This window comes from Thalassospira lucentensis (assembly GCF_050516545.1).
In the GTDB taxonomy this organism is placed as follows: Bacteria; Pseudomonadota; Alphaproteobacteria; order Rhodospirillales; family Thalassospiraceae; genus Thalassospira; species Thalassospira lucentensis_C.
In genome coordinates, this window is the sequence record NZ_CP191544.1 from 3,626,926 (window position 1) to 3,647,707 (window position 20,782).

General features: G+C 52.5%; 19 protein-coding genes. 3 read left to right on the plus strand and 16 right to left on the minus strand.

Annotated features, from left to right (window positions below; translation table 11 throughout):
* Positions 1 to 108 precede the first annotated feature (108 nt).
* The 3 genes from ACQ0MK_RS16575 to ACQ0MK_RS16585 all read right to left on the minus strand — a co-directional run bounded on the left by ACQ0MK_RS16575 (position 109) and on the right by ACQ0MK_RS16585 (position 4,473).
* Positions 109 to 2,112, minus strand: coding sequence for a transglycosylase domain-containing protein (locus tag ACQ0MK_RS16575; RefSeq protein ID WP_430473543.1), 2,004 nt, complete (start codon positions 2,110 to 2,112; stop codon positions 109 to 111).
* 183 nt (positions 2,113 to 2,295) lie between these two features.
* Entirely contained in the window at positions 2,296 to 4,215 is a 1,920-nt protein-coding gene (locus ACQ0MK_RS16580) for a transglycosylase domain-containing protein (protein WP_430473544.1), read from the minus strand.
* A gap of 87 nt (positions 4,216 to 4,302) precedes the next feature.
* Positions 4,303 to 4,473, minus strand: coding sequence for a hypothetical protein (locus tag ACQ0MK_RS16585; RefSeq protein ID WP_430473545.1), 171 nt, complete (start codon positions 4,471 to 4,473; stop codon positions 4,303 to 4,305).
* A 93-nt stretch (positions 4,474 to 4,566) separates the two neighbouring features.
* Between ACQ0MK_RS16585 and ACQ0MK_RS16590 the strand changes: the two genes are divergently transcribed.
* Complete coding sequence (locus ACQ0MK_RS16590; protein ID WP_430473546.1) at positions 4,567 to 5,769, plus strand: M24 family metallopeptidase; 1,203 nt, start codon at positions 4,567 to 4,569, stop codon at positions 5,767 to 5,769.
* A gap of 75 nt (positions 5,770 to 5,844) precedes the next feature.
* On the opposite strand, the gene ACQ0MK_RS16595 is transcribed toward ACQ0MK_RS16590, so the two are convergent.
* From ACQ0MK_RS16595 to ACQ0MK_RS16630, 8 genes are read right to left on the minus strand one after another with little or no spacing between them, the layout of a single operon-like run.
* Positions 5,845 to 6,120 carry an amphi-Trp domain-containing protein gene (locus ACQ0MK_RS16595; RefSeq protein ID WP_430473547.1) on the minus strand — a complete coding sequence of 92 codons (276 nt, stop codon included), beginning with the start codon at positions 6,118 to 6,120 and terminating at the stop codon, positions 5,845 to 5,847.
* Positions 6,117 to 7,523 carry a metallophosphoesterase gene (locus ACQ0MK_RS16600; protein WP_430473548.1) on the minus strand — a complete coding sequence of 469 codons (1,407 nt, stop codon included), beginning with the start codon at positions 7,521 to 7,523 and terminating at the stop codon, positions 6,117 to 6,119. Before ACQ0MK_RS16600 ends, ACQ0MK_RS16595 begins: the two co-directional genes overlap by 4 nt.
* A 4-nt stretch (positions 7,524 to 7,527) precedes the next feature.
* Positions 7,528 to 8,211 carry a histidine phosphatase family protein gene (locus ACQ0MK_RS16605; RefSeq protein WP_430473549.1) on the minus strand — a complete coding sequence of 228 codons (684 nt, stop codon included), beginning with the start codon at positions 8,209 to 8,211 and terminating at the stop codon, positions 7,528 to 7,530.
* Positions 8,212 to 8,213: 2 nt separating this feature from the next.
* Entirely contained in the window at positions 8,214 to 9,191 is a 978-nt protein-coding gene (locus ACQ0MK_RS16610) for a histidine phosphatase family protein (RefSeq protein ID WP_430473550.1), read from the minus strand.
* Positions 9,188 to 10,306, minus strand: coding sequence for an HprK-related kinase B (locus ACQ0MK_RS16615; protein WP_430473551.1), 1,119 nt, complete (start codon positions 10,304 to 10,306; stop codon positions 9,188 to 9,190). Before ACQ0MK_RS16615 ends, ACQ0MK_RS16610 begins: the two co-directional genes overlap by 4 nt.
* Entirely contained in the window at positions 10,303 to 11,190 is an 888-nt protein-coding gene (locus ACQ0MK_RS16620) for a GAK system ATP-grasp enzyme (protein WP_430473552.1), read from the minus strand. Before ACQ0MK_RS16620 ends, ACQ0MK_RS16615 begins: the two co-directional genes overlap by 4 nt.
* Positions 11,183 to 12,829, minus strand: coding sequence for a phosphotransferase (locus ACQ0MK_RS16625; RefSeq protein ID WP_430473553.1), 1,647 nt, complete (start codon positions 12,827 to 12,829; stop codon positions 11,183 to 11,185). Before ACQ0MK_RS16625 ends, ACQ0MK_RS16620 begins: the two co-directional genes overlap by 8 nt.
* Positions 12,826 to 13,296, minus strand: a complete 471-nt coding sequence (locus ACQ0MK_RS16630; protein ID WP_430473554.1) for an NUDIX domain-containing protein — start codon at positions 13,294 to 13,296, stop codon at positions 12,826 to 12,828. Before ACQ0MK_RS16630 ends, ACQ0MK_RS16625 begins: the two co-directional genes overlap by 4 nt.
* Positions 13,297 to 13,612: 316 nt before the next feature.
* On the opposite strand from ACQ0MK_RS16630, the gene ACQ0MK_RS16635 reads away from it, so the two are divergent.
* Positions 13,613 to 13,891 carry a hypothetical protein gene (locus tag ACQ0MK_RS16635; RefSeq protein ID WP_430473555.1) on the plus strand — a complete coding sequence of 93 codons (279 nt, stop codon included), beginning with the start codon at positions 13,613 to 13,615 and terminating at the stop codon, positions 13,889 to 13,891.
* 11 nt (positions 13,892 to 13,902) lie between these two features.
* Here the strand turns inward: ACQ0MK_RS16635 and ACQ0MK_RS16640 are convergent, their stop codons facing one another.
* Positions 13,903 to 15,009, minus strand: coding sequence for a Fic family protein (locus ACQ0MK_RS16640; protein WP_430473556.1), 1,107 nt, complete (start codon positions 15,007 to 15,009; stop codon positions 13,903 to 13,905).
* 149 nt (positions 15,010 to 15,158) lie between these two features.
* Here ACQ0MK_RS16640 and ACQ0MK_RS16645 point away from each other — a divergent pair, with 149 nt between their 5' ends.
* Positions 15,159 to 15,434, plus strand: coding sequence for a helix-turn-helix domain-containing protein (locus tag ACQ0MK_RS16645; protein WP_430473557.1), 276 nt, complete (start codon positions 15,159 to 15,161; stop codon positions 15,432 to 15,434).
* Between the two features lie 175 nt (positions 15,435 to 15,609).
* Here the strand turns inward: ACQ0MK_RS16645 and ACQ0MK_RS16650 are convergent, their stop codons facing one another.
* The 4 genes from ACQ0MK_RS16650 to ACQ0MK_RS16665 all read right to left on the minus strand — a co-directional run bounded on the left by ACQ0MK_RS16650 (position 15,610) and on the right by ACQ0MK_RS16665 (position 20,709).
* A complete protein-coding gene (locus ACQ0MK_RS16650; protein ID WP_430473558.1) occupies positions 15,610 to 16,281 on the minus strand; it encodes a histidine phosphatase family protein in 672 nt (223 codons plus the stop codon).
* Between the two features lie 78 nt (positions 16,282 to 16,359).
* On the minus strand, positions 16,360 to 17,487 hold the full coding sequence (locus ACQ0MK_RS16655; RefSeq protein WP_430473559.1) for an ABC transporter ATP-binding protein: 1,128 nt from the start codon (positions 17,485 to 17,487) through the stop codon (positions 16,360 to 16,362).
* Complete coding sequence (locus ACQ0MK_RS16660; protein WP_430473560.1) at positions 17,484 to 19,214, minus strand: ABC transporter permease; 1,731 nt, start codon at positions 19,212 to 19,214, stop codon at positions 17,484 to 17,486. Before ACQ0MK_RS16660 ends, ACQ0MK_RS16655 begins: the two co-directional genes overlap by 4 nt.
* A gap of 139 nt (positions 19,215 to 19,353) precedes the next feature.
* Positions 19,354 to 20,709 carry an extracellular solute-binding protein gene (locus tag ACQ0MK_RS16665; protein ID WP_430473561.1) on the minus strand — a complete coding sequence of 452 codons (1,356 nt, stop codon included), beginning with the start codon at positions 20,707 to 20,709 and terminating at the stop codon, positions 19,354 to 19,356.
* Between the last annotated feature and the right edge of the window lie 73 nt (positions 20,710 to 20,782).

The following is a 20,782-nucleotide window of genomic DNA, read 5'->3' on the forward strand; positions in this document are numbered from 1 at the left end:
TGCAACGATGCCGGTCTTTTTTGTGTTTGTACAGATTGACCATAAAACAACAGGCACCCGATTGGATGCCTGTTGTGTGTTACAGAGGTGCGTGGTTCGCCATGCAGGTTACTGCTTGGTATTGCCTGAACTATAACCCGCCGTAAAGTCGCGCCAGCTATCATCCTCGCCGACTTTTTTCGAGCGGGCCAGCGCGGCTTTGCCCAAGGACCGTACCGGCAGGTTTTGATGGGCATGGAGCATGAAATCATGCCAGAGCGTTGCAGGAAGCTGCCCGCCGGTGACTTCATCCATCGGGCTGCCATCGTCATTGCCCATCCAGACACCGGCAACCAGTTCGGCGGTATAGCCGATGAACCAGGCATCGCGGTAATCGGATGTGGTTCCGGTTTTACCGGCAGACGGACGGTCAATAATGGCGTTACGTCCGGTGCCCTTGGCAATGACGGAAGCCAGCATATTATTCATTTCACCGGCATGAAGCGGGTTCATCAATCGACCGGGGAAATCATCTGTGCGTTCATACAGGATTTCGCCACCACGCCCGACAATCTTGCTGACCGCATGCGGGAAGACGGCAAAGCCGCCATTGGCGACAATCGCGTAAGCCCCGGTCAGTTCAAGCATCGACACTTCGCTGGTGCCAAGGGCCAGACTTGGTTCAGCCTTGAGCGTGGATGAAACCCCCATATCACGGGCCTTCTGGATGACTTTGTCCAGACCGACTTCCATCGCCATCTGAACGGCAATGGAATTGTTCGAGGTTGCCACCGCATCACGGATCGACATGGTGCCGTGGTTCTGACGGTCAAAGTTACGCGGCTCCCACCCGTTGATCGAAATGGCAACGTCGCGCATCCAGTCATTGGACCCCAGCCCCTTATCCAGACCGGCCAGATAGACAAACAGTTTAAACACCGATCCCGGTTGACGCCGCGCCTGTGTCACGCGGTTATACTGACTTTCAAAATAATCCCGTCCGCCAACCATGGCGCGCACCGCCCCGTCCGGGGTCATGGCCAACATGGCACCTTGCGAGACTTTTTTTGCCTTGGCACTGTTGCTTTCCAATGTACGTTCAAGGCTGAATTCGGCCATTTCCTGCAAACGGGAATCAAGGGTCGTATGCACCAGAAGGTCTTCATCTACATAGCCGACATAATCGCGTACACGATCCAGAACCCAGTCCGAGAAATAACGCACCCCGGGGCCTGTCTGGGCCTTACGGGCGGTGCGCACACGGAACTGCTTGGCACGATCACCGCGTGCCTTGGTCAGTGCGCCGGTGGAGACCATCGCATCGATCACAAGATTGGCCCGTTCGGCCGAGATGACCGGATCGACCATCGGGTTATAGCGGCTGGGTGCCTTTGGCAGACCGGCCAGAACAGCTGCGTCATAGAGGTTCAAGCGGCGCGGGTCGGTGCCGAAATAATGGCGGGCGGCGGCATCAATGCCATACAGGCCCGATCCGAAATAAATCCGGTTGAGATAGAGCGACAGGATCTGTTGTTTGTCGAATTTGAATTCAAGCCAGATCGCCAGAAGAACTTCTTCGATCTTGCGGCCAAAGCTTCGTTCAGGTGACAGGAACAGGTTTTTGGCAAGCTGCTGGGTGATGGTGCTACCACCTTCGACAATCCGGCCAGAGGTCAGATTGGCCCAGGTCGCGCGCATGATCCCGACGACATCAATGCCAAAATGATCGTAATAGCGACGGTCTTCGATCGAGACAAAAGCCTGTGCGACATATTCGGGCAGGTTGCGGACTTCGACCGGGTTGCCATAACGGTTGCCATAAGAAGCAAGCGTTGCACCATCAATACTGATGATGCGGATCGATGGTTTGCGTTCACTCGCAACGTCAAAGCTTATTTTATCGGGCAGGCCATAGCCATAATAGGCAAGAACACCCCCGCCCAGCACAGTAACCCAGATGCTGCCCAGTACGATGAATTTGGCAATGGCTTCCGGGCCCGGGATCATATCGCCCAGACGCGCAAAAAGACCGCCGCCGCCTTTACCCGAACTGCTGACGCGTTTTTTCTTTTTCTTGGTTCCCGATGAACCTTTGCGAACGCTTGTCCGTCTTTTGAATTCTCTTTGGGCCACAGATGCACCTATCGGTCTGGTCCAGACATAGGGTATGCACACCTGTCGGTTTTGACAAAACCGCAACGGGGTTTGCCAAGGCAGCAGGTGGGCGCCTTATCTGGCGTACTTTATATGTCGTGTGTCCCAACCGAGGAGGGAGTCCCCCGTCTCCCCGTTTAGTGACTGTTAGTGACTATTTTTTCAATTTTTGTCGTTCAAACCCAGTTTCCACAGGTCTTTTACACCATCGCCATCGCGACGCCGTTGAGATGATGCACGCACCATCGAACGGATCGGTAATCCGTCATGGGCATCCAGCATAAATAACCGCCACAAAGACGCAAGTTCTACGTCACCGCGCACGTCCATGCGTTGGCGTTTATCATTGCCCGCCCAAACAGCGGTAATCAAATCGGACGAGAACCCGACATACCATGCATCGGTTCCCCCACCGGCCACGGTGCCATATCCGGCAAACGGGCGATCAAGGCGGACTTGCGGGTCGGTAACGCTGGCATAGAGCACATAAGATGCCTGAATTGCTTCGTCGGTCAGGCGTTTGAGCTGTGTCGTATCGACGCGCTGATAAACCGGTTCTGCGTCATTATCATCGCTAAAGGAAACCTTGTTGATCAGCGTCATCTGAACCGGCTTGCCGGAATTTTGCGGCAAGGCATGGATGGCGGCGATATCGCTTACGGTGACCGGATCAAGGCCGACCACGGTTCGGATATCGGTCGAAAGCGGACTTGTGATCCCGATATCGCGGGCATATTGCCGGACATTGAGCAACCCATAATGATCGGCCAGATTGGTTGGCACGGTATTCACATCGCGGACAAACCCTTCGCGCAGGGAAATTTGCCCTTTATATTCGCGATCCGGGTTGATCGGGCGCCACCCACCAACCGCCATGCGGTTATCGCGCACCCATTGGGCCGGATCGCTGTTTTCATTTAACGCATAATAGTAAGTGGCGATTTTCACCATGCGGCCTGCCGGATGGCGGACATCGGTGACGCGGTTGCGCTGAAACGGGGAATAATCCGTGCCGCCGATCAGGGCGCGAATGCGGCCTTCGGGGCTGATTGAAATCAGGCCGACTTCATCCGCACCGCGCGGTTTCAGGCGCAAATTAGTAACTTCGCGAACGACGTCCTGGGCCAGATTCTGGACTTTAAGATCAATGCTGGTGACGACATCAATGTCGCGGCTGCTATAGCCAACGATATCGGCCACTTCTTCGAGTACCATGTCGACAACATAGCCCGAGAGCACGTTTTCTTCATATTGCACATCAAGTTTCGGACTGACCAGGGTCAGGGCCGAAACACGGTTTGCTTCGATGAATTTATAGCGGCCAAGCTTGGCAAGAATTTCGTTTGCTTCGGCCGCAGTTTCGCTTGGGTTATACAGCGGATCGAACTTTTCAGGATCACTCATGGCGGCGGCAAGAACGGCCGTTTGATGCAGGGTCATGCGCTCATACGGGCCGCCATACCAGATGCGGGCAGCCGCCGTGATGCCAAAAATCCCCCGCCCCATATAAGAGCGTTCAAGATAGCTTCGCAGAATGGTTTTCTTGTTAAAGCTCCATTCCAGCCACAGGGCGACAAGGAATTCCTGCAAATGGCGGCCGGGGCCATTGGCCTTGTTTTTAAAGAAGCTGCGCGCGACCTTCATCGTGATGGTCGATCCCGATCCGGCTGTGCCGCTAAAGATGCGGGCAAAATCGGCCCCCGACACCCCCATATGGTCATAGAAACCGGGATCGGCGGCGGCGACAAACACGTTTTGCACCCGTTCGGGCAAGGTTGTCAGCGACACATCCTGACTATAGCGCCCGCCAATCGTTTCAAGCAGGGCCCCGTCATAGCCCAGAATACGGACTTCCGGGCTTCGGATCATGTTGCGGCTTAGATCAAGGTTCGACTGGATGGAGTAGCTCACACCAAAGACGGCAAGTGCGATAATCGACACACATAAGCCAATCAGAAGCGACCGTCGCCGGCGAATGCGTCGGCGAATGGATCGCAGTTCTTTATCGGCAATGCGCCGCATTGCTGACTGGGCAGCTGATTGTCCGCCGCTATGCTCTTCGTCTTCGTCTTCGTCTGCCACGCCAGATATCCGTTAATTGCCCGTGTTTTATCGTATTCCCCAACAGTAAACCGCCAAGCTGTTAAGAAAATACTTTAACGCGGGGTTTTACAGCATAAATTCGGCAAACCAATTTGGCGAGACGCGAACAAACCTAGACTTTGACAAACCCATTAGATTTTCCTTGTAAAACCGGCTCATGTCGCCAAAGATGGGAAAATGGGTTGGCGATGGCGTCGCCAGTGCGAAATGCACGCCCGATTTTTCATCATCATTCATATCCTGAACGCCGGGATCTTGCTTTGTCGTTACCAAGACAGGGGGAGGTCACCCACCCCCTTTGCGGTAACGCCCAAAAGAGGGATTTTGCGTATGGATCGCCCGGATTTTTACCGTTTTCACCAGGGAAACCGCAGCCTGCCGTTCGCAGAGGCGGAGTATGATGCGCGCCTTGCCGGGTTACTCGATGCAATGGACAAGCTTGGCGTTGAATCTTGTGTTTTCACATCGATGCACAATATCGCCTATTATTCCGGCTTTCTGTATTGCGCGTTTGGTCGCCCCTATGCGTTGGTGGTCACAAAATCCCAAAGTGTGACGATCAGTGCGGGTATTGATGCGGCACAGCCTTGGCGCCGTTGTCATGGCGATAACATTACCTATACCGACTGGCAGCGAAACAATTACTGGCGGGCCATTTTATCGGTCACGGGACCGGGCAAGGTGATCGGCTTTGAAGGCGATCACATCACTTTGGCGCAAAAAGCGCTGTTTGATGAATTCCTGACACCGGCACGTAGTCTTGATATCGCGCCTGCAACCATGCGCCAGCGGATGCATAAATCACCTGCTGAGATCGCCCTGATCCGTGCCGGTGCCGAGGTTGCCGATATTGGTGGCTATGCCATCAAAGACGCCATCAAAGAAGGGGTGCGCGAAATTGATGTTGCCATGGCCGGACGCGATGCGATGGAACTTGAAATTGCCAAACGCTTCCCGGATGCGGAATACCGCGATACGTGGGTTTGGTTCCAATCGGGGATCAATACCGATGGGGCACACAATCCGGTCACCGCGCGTAAATTACAGCGCGGCGATATTCTATCACTCAACACATTTCCGATGATTTCGGGCTATTACACCGCCCTTGAACGCACGCTTTTTGTCGGCACCGTTGATGATGCCAGCCTTGAAATCTGGAACGCCAATGTGGCCGCACATGAATATGGCATGTCGTTACTAAAACCCGGTGCGTCCTGTGCCGAGGTCACGCACAAGATCAATGATTTCTTTGCCGAACGCGATTTGCTGCAATATCGCACATTCGGGTACGGGCATAGCTTTGGCGTTTTGTCGCACTATTACGGGCGTGAAGCCGGGTTGGAGCTTCGTGAAGATATCGACACCGTTCTGGAACCGGGCATGGTGATCAGTATGGAACCGATGCTGACCATTGCAGAGGGCCAACCCGGTGCGGGTGGTTACCGCGAACATGACATTCTGGTCATCACCGAAGATGGCAATGAAAACATCACCGGCTATCCATACGGGCCGGAATTCAACGTAGTGGGGTAAGTACCCCCTGATTTAAGACCGCATATAAAAACGGGCCTGCAAATGCGGGCCCGTTTTCTTATATCCAGGCGGGGCTTACTTGGTTTCGCCAACGACCAGTTTTCGGTTTTTGGGAACATCACGATCAGCGTGCCAACTGACGCGTAGGGTCAGACTGCTTCTGTCTTCGTCCTGAGAGGCGGAAACCTTCAGATTCAAAAGGCCTTCGGGCTTGAGGATGATTTCATCCTGATCATCGCTGAGCACGACCTTCCCCTTACCCAGTCCGGTGGTGATGGCTTTCAAGATCGCCTTGATCGAATCTGCATCCTGCAAAGAATCGTGTCTGAACTTTTTCTTGATCTGTTTCATCGGTCCGTTTTTCCGCTTTTGTCTTCGAACTTGAGCACAGAACTCAGCGCGGTCAGTGTGCGTTTCGGATCAAAGGCCTTGGCATAGGGAAAATCCGTGCTAATCCCCAAAATATAGCCTTCCGGGTGGACGACCGTGACGGCAGCGCCAGACCCTGTCAGCCCCTCTTTATGGCGCGAATGTTGGTCGATGGTTGAATCGCATTCAAAGTTGATCAGACCACGCCGCAGCATGATCCGCTGACCATCGAGCAAGTTGCGATGGCCATGTATGATGGCGTGAATGCCGCTGTCATGCAGTTTTTCCACACCCTTCCGGCTTAATCGACGGTCGACCGGGCGGTATTTTGTCCGGACGGTATTGGCGATTGACCCGTAATACAGATCAAACGGTTCACCAGACAGGGCATCGCGAAATTGCCGGTTAAGTGCCTTTACCCCGTCCGCATGCAGAAGGTCTGCGATCTCGTCGTCAAACCCGGCATGCACAAACATGAAAGAGCCGACGTGATACCCAAGTCGCATACGTTTGAAAAACCAGTTGAATTCGCCATCAGGTTCCAAAAATAATTCACGCCATTTCATCACCGCAGCATAAGCGTGACGCATCGAAAGTCCGGCAGCATGGCAGGCCGGTTCAAAGCTTTTGCGCTTATTGCGAATCCGCTTGAGTTCGACCTCGATCTGCTTGGGCGAAAGATCGGCGGCGGCAATTTTGGGAAAGGCATCAAACCAGTCAGGACCGGGCATAAGACGGCGGCGACATTCTTGTTCGTCGGGAATACCGGAAAATGCATCGCGCCCGGTCAAATAGTCATCGCGGATTTCAACGAGCAACGGCACCACCTTGGGGCCAAGGCGCAGGAAAAAATGGTCGTTGCGGTGATCCACATCTGCACCGACAACCCGCATGCCAAGGAGGTTTCGGACATCGTGATTTCCGGCCAGAATACGAACCCGCGCATCAAGTTCAATCAAACGCCGTACCGCGCGCAGAAGTTTCAGATTGTGCGGCCCCTTGTCGAAACAGTCGCCACCAATAATGAATGTCGCCTGCCGACCAAGCTTGGTCAGGCGGAAATTCATCACCCCCGGACCCGTACGACGCACCCCGCCCGATGCGACCAGTGACGCAACGAAGGCTTTTCGATCGGCATGTAAATCGGAAAAGAACAGAACCGGGCGCTTTGGCCATGTCCACAATTTGCGCTTTGTAAGCCGGTCAAGCTCGCCCAGCAGCAAATTGCGATCCCCGTTTTCTTCGCCAAACGATTTATCGCCGCCAAAGGTCCAGTCGCGGGCTTCACGGGGAAGTTCCGGATACAGCCATGACGGCCAAGGGCCTTTATACTCAGGCAACGCAACGTCGATCTGCGGATTTTGATGTTTGGTCGGTTCTGTCATCGGCTTAATCCAATAGCGGTTCCGCAGTGCTGCGAATTTTCCAATCGCCTACGGCATGACGCCACGTCCCGTCTGGCGCATATTCAAGCAACACCGGACGCGCGTGATACATGCTCAGGCGTGCGATATCGTCAAATGCCAAGGCCCCCAAATGGTGTGCGGCATGACGGAACGCGGCACCATGACCGACAAAGATCTTGATGGTGTCGCACGCAGGTAAACCATTCATACGTTCAGTCAAATGCGCCGCCACCCGTTCGCCAGATTGCATCAATGATTCGGCCCCTTGAAGGGGGAGACGGAAATGGCTGTCAGATTTCCAGTTCTCGGGCAATGGCTCAAATCTTGGGTCGGCGTCGATGATCTCTTTGATTTCCTCAACACGCAGGTTTGCCGCCGCACCGACACTTCGTTCAGCCAGCGCATCATGACAGCTTATCGAAAAATCACCGTTCAGGGCCGTGCGCATAATGTCGGCGGTGGCCCAGGCACGCAGCATTTGTGAACTGTCGATCCGGGGATGAATATCGGCCCCAAGCGTTGTTGCCATATCGGTCAGAATCCCGGCGGCTTCGTATGCCTGACGCGCACCACGCTCTGTCAGGGCGAAGGGCTGATGTGCGCTGGGTGCGCCCGGTCTTTGATGGTAATCGCCGTGGCGAATAAGTGCTGCAAAATGTCGGGCCATGATTATGAGTTCCCCTCACCGCGTGACGCCGCAAAATCCAGAATGATCGCCTTTAGCGCGTCTTCCTTGATGTGCAGGACGGCCTCATCAGGTGCGCACCAGCGGCGCTGACGGTGACTTTCTTCCCATAACTCGGGGGCGAGTTCGCCCGTTACTTCCATCGGATAAACGTTCACGCGGCACGTAGCACCCCATTTTTCATATGTATAGCTGCCGATTGCAGCCGCGTGCACGCGCCCTAATACACCTGCTTCTTCTTGGGCTTCTTGGGCGGCGGAATCTTGGGCGCTTAATCCCGGTTCATGTATTCCCTTGGGCACGACCCAATGGCTTTTACTGCTGGAAGTGATCACAAGAATTTCGAGCCCACGTTCCGTTTGGCGATATGGGATCACGGCAGACTGGGTGTAATAATAGGCTGGCCGGTCGCGCCATTCCAAGCCGTTCGGGGTTTGGTAGGGAAACCCATCTGGCAATGTCTCGGGCCGAATATAATGAACGATTTTTGCGCAATCACCGGACAATTTCCGCCAGTCATCGGGCATGGCCAGATGAACAAGCGTACCGGTTTTAAGCAGCCGCCCATCATCTGTACCGGGCAAAGACAATGAAGCAAGATGATGCACCAGTCCTTCCAGGCCCGGATTGTGCCCAACAATCATTACTCTGTTCGGGGCGGTTGGATACGTGGCAAGCACGTCAAGCAGTGCGGCCACAGATGCATTGTAAATTCTGTCATCCACCGCAATATCATGGGCGTGCCTACCACCGGCCTTAAGCATTTTTTGCGCCGTGACATGGGCACGTTCCGCCGGGGAAGAAATGGTTACATCGGGCAACAAATCATGTTCTTGCAGCCAGGCACCCATGCGCTGCGCCTGACGTTTTCCCTTGGTCCTGAGGGGCCGGTCGCGATCAGCAATATTGTATTCCGGGTCTTTTGCCTTGCCGTGGCGCAATATCAGCAATTCACGGGTCATGCTTGCGGGCCTTTGTTAAAAAGCCTGTCCAGACAGTGTTTGGCGATCTGATCAAAATCCACGCGGCCTGTGACTTCGTAAACCGGCACATTTTGGAAAGTCGACAGGTAGGATTCTTCATCCAGAACCGAATTACCGGCATGCATGGAACCGTCGGCCAATTGATAAAACGGGCCGGGCGATTTCATGACTGCAGCAAGAAGGTCGCGCCGATCATTCAGATCGACTTCCGTGATCCGGGTCGGGTCATCAGCGCTGTGCGACCAATTCAGAATGACGAACCCACATAAGGGTGCCCGCGCTGCGATGCGATCCGGGCCATAGGTTTTCTCGATATCGACGTCATACTTTTCTTCGATGTCCCAAAGTTCCGCTAAGGGCAATGCAGCCAGTTCATCGCGTCGCTCAGGGGTGACGATATCGCCAAGACGTGGATTGTTCAGCGCCGTACCGGGATTTATCCGGGGCAGTTTTGGAATACCCGCCGCCATGACACCGTCATCGGTGCGCCGGACGAACAGGCGGTCATTGCTAAGGAACGCCGTGCCGCTTTCATTAAGCATGTGCAACATCAGTGTTGATTTACCGCCGCCAGAAAACCCTGCCAACCCAAGTGCCAACCCATTGCGAACCAAACCGGCGGCATGACAGATAGACCATCCGTTGTGTTGCAGCATGCTCATATATTGGGCGTTGATGAAATTGATCACCTGATTGTCGTTTTCCAGACAAGGCCCCGCAGCAATCCTGTGATCAAAACTTTGCAGGAACATCATGCCCGTACGTACCTTTTTGACGACGCGACCATCGGAAAGGTCAAAAACCGCATCTTTACGTCCGGTTTTTCCGGCTTCGCGCAGCCAGTCGGTATAGTGAAGCCCAAGGTCCGGGGGCGCGCAATCGAACGCATGAATTTCGACGGTCGCGTCACCCTTATCGATCACGGTATGTTTAAAATACGCCCGCAATTTTTCGAGAAGGGCTGTGGAATTGGAGCGCAGCCGGATTGTCATATCAGGAAGGTCAAGCAAGAGGCTGCCCGGCTGAAGGCTTACGCCTTCTGCCAGTTGCGCGGCAATGTCTTTTGACATCATTCGGGTATCAGGATTGCTCATGACACAGCATCCAGAACGTAGTCGGCGTAAAGGGCGGCGGCATCGATACCGATGCCTTCCTTTGCACCGCGAAAACCACCAAAGGCAGAGACTTCGAAAACAATCGGGCCTTGGTCGGTCAGCGCAACATCGACAGTGGTGAAGTCCATGTCAAACAGGGCCTGTGCGCGGCGCGCCATTTCAATCACATCCTTATCGCATTCAAACGGTGCATATTTTCCACCGCTGTTGATCGTTGTGTTCCAGGCATCGTTTTTGGCCACCCGTGCATAGGCGCCGTGATAGACACCGCCGAGAAATACCAGACCAAGGTCCTGACCCGGCAGCGACAATTTCTGCTGGATATACATCATCGGGTTTTCCGCCTTAAACGCGGTGACTGCATCAAAGATTTCCGCATCGGGTTGGATGGAGTCTATGACCGTCATCCCGCGTGCTTTGGTCGAATAAAGCGGTTTGAACACGGCAGACCCGAATGCTTTGACAGCCGCGATGGCAACATCGACATTTTCGGTCACCCGGGTTTTGGGCATCGGAATGCCGCCATTACGCAGGGTTACCGTGCAGGATAGCCGATTTATCAGGCGCAGAATATTTACAGCCGGACTGAACACCCGCACGCCGGCTGCTTCGGCAATGCGCAACAGCTCAAGTCGGTCAAGCGCGTCCGGGCTGTAGATTTCCGTGATTTTTTTCACCACCACACCGTCAAGGCCCGTTAGATCGACGCCCTTGGCCATCACCGTCCCGGCCGCAAGATCGGCGGTCACATCGGCCATATCGACGACAAGACGGAAACCGGTTTTTTCCTCCAACGCGTTTGCAAGGGCCTCGGTCGACCATTTTCCGGGAATGCCGACAACGGCGATTTTCTTGTTAATCAATGAACAGGTCCTCGATCGGGGCGGTGAAGTCTTGGGGTTTTCTTGGGTCTGAGGCAACGACACGTTCCAGCAAAAACCGCGCACGGGTCATCATGCTGCGTGCCAGTGATTGATCCAGAATAAACCGTGTCGATGTGGCAAAAGAACGCGCCAAGCCAAGAGCAAGCCGAAGCTGGAAGGTATCATCTCCGGCTTTAAGCGCGAAACGGCGGGCGAACCCATAGAAGTCAGAGATAACATAATGAACTCTTCTGCGGCGTTCCGCATCAAGTGCCTGAAGCCGGTAGCCCGACACCATGAAAACCGAAACATCCTGCAAGAAATCCATATCCGTCGAGCGGTGCAGATCGATAAACCGTATGGAGCGGGTTTCGTCATCGTAAATGATGTTATCGAAATTGAAATCGCCGTGAATATGAACCGTGTATGGATTTTTGAGTTTGGCTTCACGCGCAGCACAGGCTTTGATCAGGTCATCAAACGACAAAACGGAATGACCTGCAATCACACACCCATCGTCCTTGAAGTTGGCATGGATGTCGTAAACAGCATCCATCCGCTTTGCCAATTGGGTCATATATTGCGCGGCGATTGGTTTTTCGGCATGTGTTTTACGCCAAACCGCACGCAGCGTTTTTTTCAATTCCTTTAGGGCCTCGTCCAACAGAGCCGGATCTTCCTGCAGCAGGATTTTCTCGAATGTCAGTCCCGGCAAATGTTCGATCAGCAGTGCGGCCTGATCCTGTTTTTTGTGAAACGATAAAATCTTTGGCGCCAAACCGGGATATATCGCGTTCCACCGATCGACCTTTTGACGTTCTTCCTTAAGCTTCCGGCGTTTGCCATCCTTGAACACCGCGATATAGCTGTCATCGTCCGCACCAATATCGGCAACACCGGAAATAGCACTTCCCGACCGGGTTTGGGCAAGCGGTTCGATTGTGATGTCACCGGCCTTCCTGTTCCCGCGCAGGCGCTTTACAGTTGCCGAAAGAGACCGGTAGCGATCTGCTGTCAATTGCTGACCCATATTGGCCGATATGATCGCATCGCCCATATCCTGAATGATCGTGCCCATCTCTTCGATGCGCTGCGCCATGAAGATCGATGCAATCACGACCGTCGGGTCTTTGCGTTTTGTCAGATCGGCATTACAGGCACGAATAAGCTGTTTGTAATCTTCGTCGATCTTGGTCTTGACCTTGATGGCCTTGACCGCTGTTGAGGTATCAGCTTCGTCCGTTGCCTGTTCGATCAGTTGGAGGCCCTGTTCGACATAGGCCAGAAGGGCTGCGTGGTGGCGGCGCTTTCGGCGCGGAACATGTTCAAGCGTTTCATATTGCGCCACACACTCGCGACACAGCCGCGTCAGCCGTCCCAAATCAATCGCAATGGATTCCACTGCGCGCAGCATCAATGCATCCGGGCTTGATTTTGGCATCTGCATGATGGCGGTGATACAGCCGTCTCGCACACGCATTTTCAGATTATCGGCATAGCCGCTTCGGTCGACGACCTTGCGCGCTAAATCGACCGATCCCTGTTCCAATGCATCACGGAGCTCTGCGACTTGTGTGCTTGCCTCGATCCATAGAAAGCGGAAATTGTCGCGCACTGGGGCGGATAAGGCTGATGTCATGTGATCCGCCCAAGATAAAACGGTTGTTGTGGTGCCGATGCATTTAGCAACGGACGCAGATCTTCAGGGAAAAGAGGTGCAGTTGCCAATTCACCCAGCGGCAGCCAGAAGACGTTCTTTTGGTTTTTGTCGGGTGCTGGCCCATTGGTTGCCGCGTAATTGTTGGGGACCGAGCATGAAAAAAGAAACTCAACCGTATGCTTATTTATTTCAATAGAGGTGCCACGAGACTTGAAAAAATCCGCCACGTGCATCAGACCGGACACCGCTACAGTGGTCCCTATCTCTTCCTGGCATTCACGTATCAGAGCGGCTTCCAGCGTTTCATGTTCTTCCTGTGCCCCACCGGGCAATGCATACCGCGTGCCGTAAGACGGGCTTTGTTTACACAGCAGAAGAATAGCGCCATCACGGATGATCACCGCGCGTGCGCAGTTCCGGATCATCGGCGTCAGGTTTTCCTTCATTGCCGCATTCCTCCTGTCGGTGGGGCAGCAATGACAAATATCATCCCCAAGCCAGGCAAAAAAGGGGAGAACCCGCTGTCACATAATTATAACAACACGCATTCGACCCATAACCCGACCGTCTTTGGACACGTGACCTACATGAAACTGATTATGGACGAGATGTTTTCTGTGCACGGCTAACGCCGTACAGGGTGTGTGCGAAGGCGCTAAGACCGCGCTATTATTGATACGTGAGGATGACAAAAGAAAAAGCCGAAGATGATATTCCGTCATCTCCGGCTTTCTGGTTTTATGCGTCACAAATTCCGGATTTATGCGTCAATTCACACTGCTGTCAGATATCGATTATCGCTCGAGCTTTTTCCGCCACGTATGGCTTTGCAGAAACAACTCGTTCCGTTGGCCATCAGAAGAAATTAATGCTGCGATTGACGCTCTGGACATTCATCAAGTCGGGATCATCGAGTTTGATGAAACGGGTGGCGAGATGAAGATTGTTCGTCGTCCAAAAGGAGACAGTCGCCCCTCTCGTTATTCCCTGACCCTTCGCGAAATCATGCGTCAGGGCATACCAGATTTTGGAAGGGTCTAATGCCTGATCAATTATTTGTCTGACAAACGGTATTTCGTCGAACGGCCGCGTCCTTCGCAAACGCATAGATAGCCCTTGTCGACCAGGTCAGTAAGGTGGCGCGTCGCTGTCGCCTTACTAACGCTATTAATCGCAGCATATTGTGATGCACTTATGACATTTTGATCCGCATCATCATGCAGCAAAACAAGAATTCTAACTTGTTGTGTCAGAAGTCGATTTTCTGGCTGCATTGTCACGAGGTTATTCGCTTCAATACTCCAGCTTAATCTGGTTATCGCCCCGTCGAGCGCATTTTCCAAAGTTTTGAAAAACCAGATCATCCATTCCGTTACATCCAAACCGGAAGACTGAGTTCGCTCCAACACTCTGTAATAGTTCTCTCGGTCGGCTAAAATGTAAGGCGCCATTGGGTACAAGACAGCATTTTTGTCTGACTGAAACAGTGCCAGGTCAGCAACCGCGCGTGCGCTCCTGCCGTTACCATCTTCGAATGGATGCACCGTCACGAACCACAGATGTGCCAAAGCTGCTCGCGAGACGGGGTCTATTTCTTTGCTTTTCCGACTGGAAAAAAACCATTTCAAGAATGCTTCCATCTCGATTGGAACACGTAATGGACCGGGAGCCTCAAAGTGAATCTTCCGGTTGCCCCTGCCACCAGAAACAACCTGGATATCTTCGGTCCGCCATGTTGCCGGTTGACCGATTTGAGCCGATGAGTAGGTCCTCTCGAACATACAGCGCTGCCACACCCCTAATCGATGCGGAGTAAGGACTTCAGAGGACTTGTCAAAAATGTTTGATATTAAAGCAGCGGCGTTTCCCTCCAGTAGCCCGACACTTTTGGTCTTCTCGTAAGAGGAAGGTTGGCCAAACCCGCGCTCGATTTCATTGGATACATCAGTTGCGTCGAGGTACTCGCCCTCAATTGCAAAAGAAGCAACAATGTTCTCGGTAAGTGCTTTGGTGATTAAGGCTCGTCTGCCGTTCAGCGAGTTGACCAATCCGGCCACGTATCCCTGTTTATGATAAACAGAAGGTAAGCGAGCTTGGGTCTGCTGCCTATCCCAAGTGAAGTTGGGCCAATCCCGGTACTGCCAATTCCATTTGCCCATCATAAAACTCCCTTGTGAGCCGATTTAACATCGTATTCGGCTCAATTAATGATGGGAATACCTAAAACAGGAAAATAATTGTCCAATATATTAGACATTTTCCGCTATTTCAGGCAGAATGTCCAAAATACTAGACATTGGTTTGGGTAATGAACATTTACGATATCGGCGAGACGATCCGAAATCACAGAAGGGCAAAGGGAGTGCGGCAAGTAGATCTTGCCGTAGAAGCCGGTGTCAGCCGTTCAACCCTGAACGCTCTCGAAAATGGAAAATTACATGAATTGGGAATCAGAAAGATCGAGACATTATTAGCCATACTCGACCTGAGGCTAACAACGGAAGCAGCAACCCCACGACGACCAACATTGGAAGACTTGATACGAGAGCAGGAGCTCGAAGATCCTAAGCGGCTCCCCCGCTAAGAGAAGCATCAGTGAAACCTCTCAGAATCAGGCTCAGAATGAAAAAGGGGCTGACATGCGTGTCACAACCTAGACGTCTCATCACAATAGACGTACAAAATCGGACCCGCGCGATGCTGGCCCGTTTTTAGTTTTATGGATCAGTTTACAAGATGTGGTGATCCAAATGTTTCGCTTAAATCTGTACGGTTAAAGTTTTAGAGTTCAATTTGAACTTGGTCATCAGACTCCCGGGCATAGCCTGTTCATAGCTTAGTCCATCCTCAAGCAGGTAGGTCGTTGTTTGCGGCTCGCGATAACTGTCCATATCTGCATGTGACGCGCCGACATAAAGGCCACGGATCAGGCGAAAACAACCGCTGTGTGTAACCACAACATGCGCTTGGTCGGTTGGAAGTTGATTAAGCCATGCATCAATACGTGCGAGCAATTCAAGTTTGGTTTCCCCACGCGGCACCAGATAGCCCCAAGGATCATTCTGATGCGCTTCAAATTCCGCTGATCGGCTCCGCGAGACTTCCGACAAAGTCATGCCTTCCCATTGGCCGTAGTTACGTTCTTTTATGGCATCGTCGGTTGCGAAATCTGCATATGGGATTCCCCAACAATCGGAAAGAAGCGAAGCCGTCTGCCGGGCTCGACCGAGACTACTGGTGTGGTACTTAACACTGCCATTTTTTTGCAGACCAACCCACATTTCACGGATGTTCTCAGCAACCGCGCAAACCTGACGAAAGCCATTAAGTGTTAATGGCGCATCCTGCCACCCTTGCAAGCGTCCTTCGGTGTTCCATTGGGTTTCTCCATGCCGGACGAGCAAAATGGTCGGAAGTTTTGTTTCTGACATTTTCGAACCTTCGTAATACAGGTCACACAAAGAGGGCACCGAACGATTTGATTCGTTCGGTGCCTGGGTTTATTAACATCAATCGCGGATCAGAACTGCCTGCACAGGATCAAGTTTCAGAACAACCTGCTCGCCGCTTTGCATCCGCTTTTTCCCACGAGTATGACGTTCATCGACCAGTAGTTCCTGACCGTTGATATCGATGACATAACGCACCATCCCGCCAAGGAACTCAGCCGATACGACAGAACCAGAAAGGGTGTCTTCTGCGCCTTCGTTGCTGAACTCGATACTTTCGGGCCGAACCACCAGTCGTGCCTTGCCCGGAGTTTCATCCGGCCCAACCGGTATACGAAGGTTGGCACCACAATCGAAACACCTACCGCCTGCAGCAGGGACAATCTCCCCGTCAAGGATGTTTGCAGTACCTAGGAATTTCGCCACAAAACTGTTGGCAGGGTTGTCATAAACCTCATCTGGGCGACCGATTTGCTGAACAACACCATCTGCCATTACGGCAATGCGATCACAAATCGTGTTAGCTTCTTCCTGATCATGGGTCACAAAGATCGTGGTGATACCCAGACGCCGCTGCAATTTCAAAAGGTCCTGACGCATTTGAACACGCAGGTTTGCATCAAGGTTTGAGAGCGGTTCATCCAAAAGCAGAACGCGCGGTTCGACAACAATCGTGCGGGCCAGTGCCACGCGTTGTTGCTGCCCCCCCGATAGCTGGGACGGGAAGCGTTCAGCATAGTCACCCATACCAACAAGTTCCAATGCAGCACGGACCCTTGGCCCAATTTCAGATGACGGAACTTTGCGTTCTTCAAGACCAAAGGCGACATTTTTGGCCACAGTCATATGCGGCCAAAGGGCATAGCTTTGAAACACCATACCCACATTACGCTGCCAAGGCACGGAACCAACAATGTCTTGGCCATCAAGTTTAATCTGGCCCTTGGGAGTTGGACCAAAGCCGGCAATCGCACGCAACAGGGTCGACTTGCCCGAGCCCGATGGTCCGAGAAAAGCAAAGAATTCTCCCGGACGAATGGCCAGGTTCACCCCTTTGAGAACTTCGGTTTCACCAAACGACAAAGAGAGGTTTTCAATGTCGATTTGAACCGGTTCAGTTTGCATCGTGGTCATGGTGTCGGCCTCCTGTGCGCGACGATTATTGGACGGATTGTTTGCTATGGTCATGCTGCATCTCCTGCGGCCTGTTCCATGCTGCTGCGTTGCTGGCGTGCACGGTCAACCATCCGATGTGAAAGGTAGGTTGCCAAACCGACGATAATGACCGCCATGACACCAAGCGCAGCACCAGGGCCACGACCGGCAGCCGACTGCATGAACAGATAAAGTCCATAGGCAAGCGGTGCGTCATTTTCGGTTGAAACAAGCATGATGGTTGCAGAAAGCTCCACCGCAGCTGTCGAGAAGCTGGTCACGAAACCGGCCACAAGACCACTGGCCATCAATGGAATGACAATGCGACGTACTGTCCGGAACTTTGATGCCCCAAGGTTTTCGGATGCTTCTTCCAGCGATGGGGAAACCTGTTGCAAGGCAGCCGTGCAAGACCGCAATGCATATGGCAAACGACGTACGGCAAGGGCTATGACAATAATCCCCCACCAGGTTGCCATCGGCTGCCCGGTAATTGGCATTTCCACGCCATAAAAGACACGCAGATAACCAATACCCAACACGACACCGGGGACCGCAAGCGCAGAAATCGCTAAGTAATCAAGCCATTTGCGCCCGATTACATTGGTCCGCATCACGACATAGGCAATCGCAGTACCCAGAACAATATCAATCACCCCTGCAAGACCGGCATAGATCAGGGTGTTCTTGATGAAAGTCCAGGCTGAAGTAAAGGCTGTGCCGTAATGAGCCGTCGTGAAACTGTCGGGCAGAACGCTAAAGGACCAGACCGAACCAAATGACAGCAGCGCCAAACCAAGATGTGGAGCAAGAACAATGCCGAGGATCGAAAAAATCACGACATAGCAAAGTATCGCTTCATGTGATCGCAGATCACGTTTGGATAGACCACCACCACCTTTTTGCGTCGTCGAATAGTCTTTCCCACGCATGCCAAGGAAAGCGACCCACATGGCGAAGACAGAGAAAATAATCAGAATGCAGGAAATCACATATCCCATCGGATCCGAGATCCCGATGGATGAAATCCGCAAATAGGCCTGCGGAGCAAGCATCGTATTAACGTTCAGCAAAAGCGGCGTGCCAAGATCATCGAACACTTTGACGAAAACGAGTGACGCACCGGCAATATAACCCGGCATTGCCAACGGGAAGACGATACGACGGAACAGGCGAAAACCACTTGAGCCCAGCATTTGACCAGCCTCTTCCATCGAACGATCAATGTTTTGCAGGCTTGCACTCAGATTGATCAGGATGAATGGGAAATAGTGGATTGACTGAACAAAGATCACCCCGTTGAGACCTTCCATAAACGGAATATTAATCCCAAACCAGTCACGCAAAAGAAGGTTCACACTGCCATTTGTCCCAAACAGCAATTGCATTGCAACAGCGCCAATAAAGGGCGGCATGATCAACGGAACAAAGGCCAGTGTTTGAATAATTACCGAACCGGAAAAGTTGAACCGAGTCGTAAAATAGGCAAGGGGCAGCGCAAATGCCGACGCAAAGACGACAGACATGCCCGATACATAAACCGAGTTAAAGAAGGATTGGCGGAAAAGTGCGCTGTTGAAGAAGTCCTGGAAGTTTACCAGCGTAAACGATCCACTGGCGGAATCCTGAAAGGCGACCTGAATGACCTTCAGAACCGGCACCAACAGGAAAGCCCCTAAAAACAGGACCACAATCCCAGCAACCATGTATGGACCAAGCGAAGAGAAACGCACCGGTCGCGCAAAAGCGGCGGATGACATAAGTATTCTCCAGTGTCGGGAAATCTGGTCCCTGCCAGAGTTCACTCTCTCTGGCAGGGAGGGTAAGCATCATGCAAGCTCTTGGCATACCCCCAACGGCTACCAAGTCACATTGCATGACACCAGGAAGTCAATTGCCTCAGAACATGAAACGGGCAGTATTGGCGAGTTCTGCCGCCTTCTGATAATTCTGAACGACCTGGTTGTCCCATTCCTGTTCGATTTCTGCCTGACGGCCTTCAATCTTGTCAGTTTTCTTTTTACGTTTGCTTTTGAAGATTGCGGCAAATTCCGGATCGTTTGCCTTGGCTTCGTCAACCGGCAGGGTGTGGAGCAATGCCTTTGCGTCTTCGATCAGTTTGGTTGCTTCAGGGTTGGCTGCACCGCTTTCGGCCAGTGCAACTTCTGCTTCCTGAATGGCAACTGTCGCAGCCCGAAGATCATCGAGACGATAGGTGACCATGACATCAAACAACGAGTTGACGACATTATAGCGGCCCTGCGAGACAGCCGTATCAAATGCGACTTCGGATTTGATCGAACCATCAAACGGGTTCGGCAACCCTTCGGGAGCATTCACATAAGCAGCTTCGTTAACCGGCAAACGCATAATTTTCGGATCAAACAGCAATCCCTGTCCGGTTTCTGACATCAGGAAGTCGATAAATTTCTTTGCCGGTTCAGAATTTGGTGCATTAGCGATAACACCAATATTCGCCGGGACAAGGGCGGTGACACTCGGATAACGGAAATCAACTGGGAAGCCCGATGCCATCGACGAGAAGCCAAAGAAATCAATCACGATCCCGATGCCGAACGAACCACTGTTCACACCATCAGGTACACCAAAGCTACGTTCGGTGACGGTTTTGGCGTTACCAGAAATATCGCGAATGGTTTGCCAACCTTTTTCCCAACCTTCACCCTGAAGGATGGTTTCAATCGTCAAATGGGTGGTACCGGAACGCGACGGCGCAGACAGACCGACATGACCATGATAGACGGGCTTAGTCAGATCGTCCCATTCTACCGGTTCCGGAAGATCATAAGCATCCATGTAGCGTTCGTTCCACATGAAGCCATAACCCGAAAGCGCAAATCCGGAATAATAGCCGTCTGGATCATTAATCGGATATCCGTTCAGTTCCTTGGCAACACCACCAACGCCTGACTCATACTTGGAAAGAAGGCTATTTTCCTTTAGCACTTCGAAGGCATCCGGTGCGGAAGCCCAGAAGATGTCAGATTGGTTATTTCCCGATGTTTCAATCAGGTACTTAACCCCAGAAGAGGTGCTTTTATTAACAACCTCAACCGATACGGATGGGTTTTCCTTCATGAAGGCATTTTTGAAAACGTCCGTCAGATCAGACGGAAAGGACGTTACGATGACAAGTTTGTCATCCGCAGCATGCGCGGTTGCAGTTGCAAGCATTGCTGCCATCGCAACACCTGTTCCCAGGCGACGCAAAGTCTTGTGAACCATCTTGGACATTGGTTCCTCCCTATTTGGTTTGTTCATTGACCGACACGGGTCGGCGTCAAAACAATTGCAACGGTTATGCCAA